This window comes from Clostridia bacterium (assembly GCA_014360065.1).
Taxonomy (GTDB): domain Bacteria; phylum Bacillota; class DSM-521; order Neomoorellales; family JACIYF01; genus JACIYF01.
On sequence record JACIYF010000125.1, the window covers coordinates 1 to 6,805 of the forward strand.

The following is a 6,805-nucleotide window of genomic DNA, read 5'->3' on the forward strand; positions in this document are numbered from 1 at the left end:
CTACCGGGCCGGCACCACCCTGGTGAACATGGAGTAGGTTTACATCCTGAAGGAGTTTGCCTGAAGGCTATAAAGGTCACTCTGCAGGAACAACCAACATAATAGGATTCTGGTTCACCTTCGCAAAATACGCCTCCCCGTTGGGACCTCGTCGCCCGTGACTGTACTGCGCCGCAGCCCAGGGTAGGGTCTTTGATCTGGTTGGTAGTGTGCAGGCTGGCTGGGTGCGGATACTTGATGCCTTTGCGAGCGAGAAGCGACCGAAAAAATGTCGCATGAGATTCCGATCAGATTCCCAGCAGTATCCTGAGCCGGTCCTCCACCGCCGCCAAAGTTTCAGCGGACACCGCCCCCAGCCGGCTTAGGAGTCGTTCCTTGGCTACCGAGCGCAGGTCTTCGCACTTGATGAAGCTCTTTTCTTTGAGCCCGCCTTCCGGCGGCTCGACCGCCACGTGCCAGGGAATGCCTTTCTCCCGGGTGGTCAGGGGGATCACGACCACCAGGTCAGCCGGCCCGCGGTTGAAAAGATCGACCGAAACCACGAGCCCCGGTCGGCGTCCAGCCTGCTCGCTCCCGCCGACGGGGTCGAGGTCTACGAGCCAAACTTCGCCGCGCAGAGGGGTCCTCATTCCCCTTCCTCCAGGCCGTCGGCGATTGCCGCATCCCAAGCCTTTCGCTCTTCAAGCTCCTCCTGCCAGGCTTGGGGATTGTTTCTGATTTCCGCGAAAGCTCGGTTGGCCTCCTCCAAGAAGAGCTTGCGCCGGTATTCCTCCAGCGCCTTGTCAACAATCTCCTGCATCGTTTCTCCACGCCGCTCGGAGAGGTCTTTCAGGGTGTGCCAGGCGGCCTTGCTCACCCGAACTATCGCTGTGGCCATACTTACCACCCCACTGCAAGCTTACATTTTAGTTTACGCAAAAGCAAGCCTGTTTGCAGCTTTTTAAGAGATCGACGCCGCGGGCGGCGTACCATTCCCGGGTAGCCTGAAAGACTGACTTGAGGCTGGGGTCGCTTAAGCCTTCGGGGGATGTCCCGGTGAAGTCGAGTAGATAAAATATGTCTCATATCGCCTGTCACAAGATAATCGGCCTGAGCCTGCATGGCGCAAGCCAGGATCTAGTGTCAATCTGTAGCGGGACAGTGATATCGAGAGAACCCACAACCGCTTCAAGCGGGCTAGCATCAATACCAAACGGGACCTGTTCGATCGGCCCGCGCATTCTTAGTTTTAGCCGCCCCGCTGACTCTCTAATTTGCCTTGTCCAGCACCCAACCACTCGAAGAGATCCTGCACAGGCTGCAACCAAAGGTTGAGTGCTGGATCGCTTCCGGACCAGGGCCCCAGCATCCATATGTACTTTTTATGCCTAGTTGTACGGCTGGCTGCACGGGGCACTGCTGGCCCGCTGCACTCCCTCATACTGAACCGTCTGGTCGTTGGCATCTTTCAGGTCAGGATACACAATTATCCCGTCCTCTTCAGCATCACTGTCCCAATTAGCAGGTACGGTCATCACCGTCGCATGAGTAGCTTTGCTTAGCAGTCCTTCCTCACTTTTACTAGTACCAGGAGAAGAACTAGGCACAGGGCTGGCAGTGCTGCCGCCGTCAGAACCGCACCATCCGGCCAACAGCAATAATACTAAGCACATGCCAAAGAAAGCCACAACAAACCGCCTAGCCTTAAACCTCGCGATCATTATCTGATCCTCTCCTTCTGCATAAGGATGCTCCCGAAACCCATCTCCAAAATCGTTCCGGCACAACAATCAGGCTTCTTCCCAAGCCCAGGAACCGGGCGCTCAGTTAAACCAAAGCCGACAGGTTGACCTTCTCCATCAGCCTGCTACTTCTATCTCCGCGAGGTGACGCTTCGCCTGGTGGCGGAGAAGGGCTCATCCCTCCCGTGGTCCCTGGCAGACTCACCGCTTCCTCCCGCGGGCAGGCTCCTTTCGGGGGTTTTCTGCTTTCTTCGCCCTTCTCGCGAACGCATCGGTCTCACCTCTGACTTGATGTTCGGGCCTTCCCCGGAGTTCGTGAACCCCAGGGTACTATGCCTGAAGCTGACTCCTGCCGGTTCAGCCGTGCCTCCCGGCCCGGTTACCCAGCCCTCAGTTGCCTGAGTGCTGGGCGTACCCGGCAGGCCTCCCCGGGTAAGGGCGTTGTCTTTCCCTCCATCTACCGCCCCATTTACTCTTGGCAGCCGCACGTTAAAGGACTTCGCCCTGGCACGCGGGCTCATCCAGCTGCCACTAGCCTCGCCTGGGGTTCGTGATCCTCGGGCCGGAGGTTTGCCGCCGGCTTCCTCCGGATCCCACCTCACGATGGACCCCCTTACCTTTGGCTAGCAGGCCGGTGCTGCCTCGCCTGCAGTGGACTTTCACCACCAACTTAACGCCCATGCCGGGCGCACACCAAAATGGCCGGGCAATAGAGTTTACCCGGCCATTTCAGTGGTTCTAAGGGCCTGCTAGAGGCTTGCACGCCATTCTCTCCAACTTTACAACTCCACCGAAGGATTGGCTTGCGAACCTGGCTGAACGGGTCTTTGCGTCAAGCTAATCCAGCTTGAGCTGACGCCGTGGCTACCGAAGTCTTTCCGCTGGTCGCCGATGGGGTGCGGCATGTTCTCTAACTGGCAGACAAGCACCTTGAGTTGCCGAGCCTGCGCATTCCCGTACCTAGTGGCGGGCGATATCAGCAGGTCCACAGCTGCTTCCCAACCCCGCGCCCCCATCGGCTCACCACTAATGGGCCTCGCCGCAGTATCGGCGCTATAGCCCGACGTGCAGAGGAACTGCTCTGAGCCCCCATTTCACCACCGATCACCATCCCCGTCCACCAAGGAAGGATTTGTGAAGCTGTCTGCCGAATAAAAGGTTGAGCGAGCCGGGCTCTTTAAAGCAACCTGAGCAAAAGCGAGGGAAAACGGCAAATGGCATCTGCTGCAATTGCCCTGACCTGGTTAAAGGCTATGCGCCCCGGTTTTCATACCGTGGGAGTAGCCCCCTTTATCTTAGGCACAGTCATAGCGGTACACAGTGGACACCCCTGGAACGGTCCGGTCTTTTGCCTTGGTCTGACTACCGTTATTCTGATCATGCTGGCCACTTATCTTTTGGGTGAATACTTCGACTATGAGGGCGACGCCATAAACCGAAGCTACAACCGTTTCTCCGGCGGCTCCCGGGCTTTCCAAGGCGCACAAGGCTTATCACCGAGACTGGCCCTGTACGGGGGTGCGTCGGCAGCGGCACTGGCAGTCTTGACCGGGTTATGCCTCCTGCTGTACTACCGGCCCGGGCCCCTGGTGCTGCCCCTGGGTACCTTCGGTTTTGTATCCGGCGTTTTTTACTCCACCAAGCCTTTCCGCTGGGTAGAAAAGGGTATCGGAGAGCTGCTCATTGGCATTTGCTACGGCTGGCTTCCGGTAAACACGGGGTTTTATCTTCTTGCCGGGAAGCTAACCTTAACGCCAACCTTGGTCTCCATGCCCATCGCATTCAGCATAACTGCCGTAATCCTCATCAACGAATTCCCCGACCTGGAGGCCGACCGCCTGACCGCAAAGAAAAACCTGGTCGTCCGGCTGGGACCGGAAGCTGCCATCCGCCTCTACGCGGGAATACTCTTGCTTGCCGCCCTCACTCTGGCATACAACGTTCTGCTAACACCGTCCTGGACCCTGGCAGCCCTTTGTCTGGCCGTGGCCGCACTCGTAGCTATAAATCTTGTTTATATAACCAGAAAGCAATATATTGATCCCCGGATACTGGAGCAAATCTGCGGGACCACCCTGGCCGTAAATCTTCTGATCTCGACAACGTGCACGGCATACTATCTGTTCTCGTTTTAGACGGCACGTGTAGTCCGAGCAAATACGGCCGCTGCCGGGTTCATCAGCCGTCATGGGGAAACAAGAAACCCCAGCAGCTGGAATCTTCGAGTGAAGACAAGTACAAGGCGGGCGAGGAAATAATGAACCACGTACCACGGGTAAAACCCTATTATCTACCCCCTACATTATTGGCCAAGCAACTTTTTTCGGCCCTGTATTACGCTGGATGTACCTCCTGGAGGAAGCTTCCCCAGTGGCTACTCCGCTCTTTTAAGACCATTCCCGTAGCCGCAGGCGCAATCGGAATGGGGTGCATAGGATATCCTAATCACCCTGTTTGGGAAATGACCGCTGCCTGCAATTTGCGCTGCCGCCACTGCCACGCCCTCGGCGGGAAACCCGCCCCCGACGAGCTCACCACCGAACAGGCAAAAAAAATGATCCGGGAGCTGGCCCGGATGGATGAGTTCCGCATGCTCGTATTCACCGGCGGTGAGCCCTTGGTGCGCCCCGACCTCTTCGAACTGGCCGACTATGCCCACGAACTCGGCTTCCAAAACGTGATCGCTACTAACGGAACGCTGATCACGCCCGACGTAGCCCGAAAACTACGCCGCGCTGGCGTGGTAGGCGCAGCCATAAGCATCGATGCGGCCCGGCCCGAAGTGCACGATTTTATCCGCAACTCACCCGGCGCGTTTCACAAGGCCATCCGAGGACTGGAAGCTTGCCGAGAAGCCGGGATGGCTATTCAGATAAACATAACCGCCATGCAATATAATTGGGAAGAAATCCCCAGGGTTGTCGAACTGGGCAACAATTACCAGGCAGAGATAATGCTCGTTTACCAGTTGGTCCCCACCGGGAGGGGAGAGAACATTAAAGACCGAGCCCTATCCCGGTCCGAAAACGAAGCCCTAACCAAACTCCTTGCCCGGCGCCAAAGAGACAGCTCTACCATCATTGAACCCGTGGCCGCTCCCCAGTACTGGGCCTATCTCACCCGTAACGCCGAGAACGGCCGCCGCAGGATGACCGCAGCAACGATGGCCTTCAAAGGCTGCGCGGCCGGATGGGGCTTATGTTATATCAAGCCCAACGGGGATGTGTGGCCCTGCCCCTTCCTCCCCATAAGCGGTGGAAACGTACGGGAAAAACCTCTGGATGCCATCTGGCAGGAGGGAGAGGTATTTCAAAACCTGCGCCGGCGGAAAGAAACCCTCCGCGGTCGATGCGGCACCTGTCCCTTTAACCCCGTATGCGGCGGCTGCCGAGGGCGGGCCTACGCCCTGACCGGCGATTACCTGGCCGAAGACCCCTCCTGTTTCATTAACACCCACGGCTTTAATTCCCACTCATAAAGAGAACCTCTCGCTTTCGGCTTTTAACTTTTCTAAACTTAACCCCAAATATGCTCCGGCTCTCCTCTTACGGGTAGGTTTGAACCACCATCTCTACTGAACAAATTTTGCTTCGGTAGATTTTGAGGAATAACCTGACTACATCCGGATCAAACTGAGTGCCTACACCTTCTTCCATCTCCTTTATGGGCCCCAGAATTCGTTTGTCCGCAGGGGAGACAACATGCGTTTTGGCTGCCTCGCGCAAAGTCTTTTGCATCGCTTGAGATAACTTGAGCCGGTCAAAACAATAGGTTATGTCCAAAAACTGCTGTAAAATCTAATAAGGCCTGGCTCACGCAGTTGAGTTCAACCGCGCAGTGGCCAGGGAATTAGCGAAAAGGTTTACTGAGAAAATGAAAGAATTCGTGGCCGAGGCGCTACGCCGGGGAGCGTACGAAGAGCATTTTGGCCCCCAACCGCTGACCGACGAAATAGTGGAAATCCTCGGGGACTGCTTGGACGATCCGGAGCAGAGCCCAGTCAAGATACTGCGGGAGTATGCCCAAATATCGCAAAGACAGCTTGCCATGGCAGCAGGCGTGTCGCAGACCGCTGTGGCCCGGATAGAGGCGGGTGAATTGGGCCTTGGTGACCTGGATACTTTCCTCGGTGGTCGGTTTGATTCTCTGGGCAACAGCGTCGTGGTCGGGGAGAAACTTCTCCGTTTTCTCGTCGATGCGCTTGCTTCGGAGTGCCAGGATAAGAAGGTGAAGGAGAAGCTGGCCCTCTACATCCATAGTGCGCAGGAGGTATTCCGGGAAGGATTCTCCGAACGGGCCAGGGCCAAAGTTACGGAGGCTATGGCGAGGCTGCGAAGGCTCGGCAAAGGTAACGAGGAGATGGCTGCGGAAGAGCCAAATAATTCATAACCAGCGACGGGCTCCGCGGCCCACACCGAGTATACGGGGAGGGTAATCTCGTGGCACCGGTTGGTTTATGCGCATTTCCCCAGGCAACGCGGCTTTTTGAGGCCTTTCACAGGGGTTCGGGCGTGCTCGGCAGGAAAAGGGAAAATATGCCTGAGTGCTTTTACCTCAGCCGGGTGCCGTCAAAGGATCGGGTTAACGTGCTGACGGTCGCAGCTGCCCTGGACTATCAGACCGATGCCGACCGCCTGTGGCAGGCGGCGGCGGAAACGTACCTGGACCCGGAAACCAGGTGGCTGTTTGACATGACCCAAGTGGCCCGGCGTGACGTTAAGGACGTCCACCGGGCGATGTCCGCTCACGGGTTCACCGGGCGCTATCCGAATAACAACGCCTGGTACGTCTGGCGCCTCTGCCGCACTTTTGCAGGCCGTTACGGCGGAAGCCCCGCCGGTCTCCTGGAGGAGTACGGTTATGACGCCCGGCTGATTCACGACCGCGGAAAAAGGCTTGGGGATCTGCCCGGGCTCGCCGGCAGAAAGATCCTGCCTTTCTGGCTGCGGATTCTCAAGGATGTGGCCGGAATCGATCTCAGGAACATACAGCAGGTTCCGCTGCCTGTAGACGTGCACACGGCCAGAGCTACCCTGCGGATAGTCTATCACAGCAACCAGCGCCCCGGTGTGCCTGCGCAGAGG

At 57.2% G+C, this 6,805-nt stretch carries 7 protein-coding genes; 4 read left to right on the plus strand and 3 right to left on the minus strand.

Translation table 11 applies throughout. From position 1 onward, the window contains the following. Nucleotides 1-287: 287 nt before the first annotated feature. From H5U02_13025 to H5U02_13035, 3 genes are all read right to left on the minus strand, one after another. A complete protein-coding gene (locus tag H5U02_13025; protein ID MBC7343343.1) occupies nt 288-629 on the minus strand; it encodes a type II toxin-antitoxin system PemK/MazF family toxin in 342 nt (113 codons plus the stop codon). After that, nucleotides 626-877: a toxin-antitoxin system protein gene (locus H5U02_13030; GenBank protein ID MBC7343344.1), complete on the minus strand. Its 252-nt coding sequence runs from the start codon at nt 875-877 to the stop codon at nt 626-628. Before H5U02_13030 ends, H5U02_13025 begins: the two co-directional genes overlap by 4 nt. Before the next feature lie 490 nt (nt 878-1,367). Beyond that, complete coding sequence (locus tag H5U02_13035) at nt 1,368-1,700, minus strand: hypothetical protein (protein ID MBC7343345.1); 333 nt, start codon at nt 1,698-1,700, stop codon at nt 1,368-1,370. Between the two features lie 1,235 nt (nt 1,701-2,935). Between H5U02_13035 and H5U02_13040 the strand changes: the two genes are divergently transcribed. The 4 genes from H5U02_13040 to H5U02_13055 form a co-directional block, all read left to right on the plus strand. Beyond that, nucleotides 2,936-3,856, plus strand: coding sequence for a prenyltransferase (locus H5U02_13040; protein MBC7343346.1), 921 nt, complete (start codon nt 2,936-2,938; stop codon nt 3,854-3,856). 122 nt (nt 3,857-3,978) lie between these two features. After that, on the plus strand, nt 3,979-5,199 hold the full coding sequence (locus H5U02_13045; protein ID MBC7343347.1) for a radical SAM protein: 1,221 nt from the start codon (nt 3,979-3,981) through the stop codon (nt 5,197-5,199). A 359-nt stretch (nt 5,200-5,558) separates the two neighbouring features. Further along, a complete protein-coding gene (locus tag H5U02_13050) occupies nt 5,559-6,110 on the plus strand; it encodes a helix-turn-helix transcriptional regulator (GenBank protein ID MBC7343348.1) in 552 nt (183 codons plus the stop codon). A 146-nt stretch (nt 6,111-6,256) separates the two neighbouring features. Further along, nucleotides 6,257-6,805 (plus strand): hypothetical protein (locus tag H5U02_13055; GenBank protein MBC7343349.1); only part of this gene is annotated, 549 nt, incomplete at its 3' end.

Excerpts from the sequence above, each read along its gene's own strand:
- H5U02_13045 (MBC7343347.1), top strand. The coding sequence starts at position 3,979 with ATGAACCACGTACCACGGGTAAAACCCTATTATCTACCCCCTACATTA.
- H5U02_13040 (MBC7343346.1), top strand. The coding sequence starts at position 2,936 with ATGGCATCTGCTGCAATTGCCCTGACCTGGTTAAAGGCTATGCGCCCC.
- H5U02_13030 (MBC7343344.1), bottom strand. The coding sequence starts at position 877 with ATGGCCACAGCGATAGTTCGGGTGAGCAAGGCCGCCTGGCACACCCTG.
- H5U02_13035 (MBC7343345.1), bottom strand. The coding sequence starts at position 1,700 with ATGATCGCGAGGTTTAAGGCTAGGCGGTTTGTTGTGGCTTTCTTTGGC.
- H5U02_13025 (MBC7343343.1), bottom strand. The coding sequence starts at position 629 with ATGAGGACCCCTCTGCGCGGCGAAGTTTGGCTCGTAGACCTCGACCCC.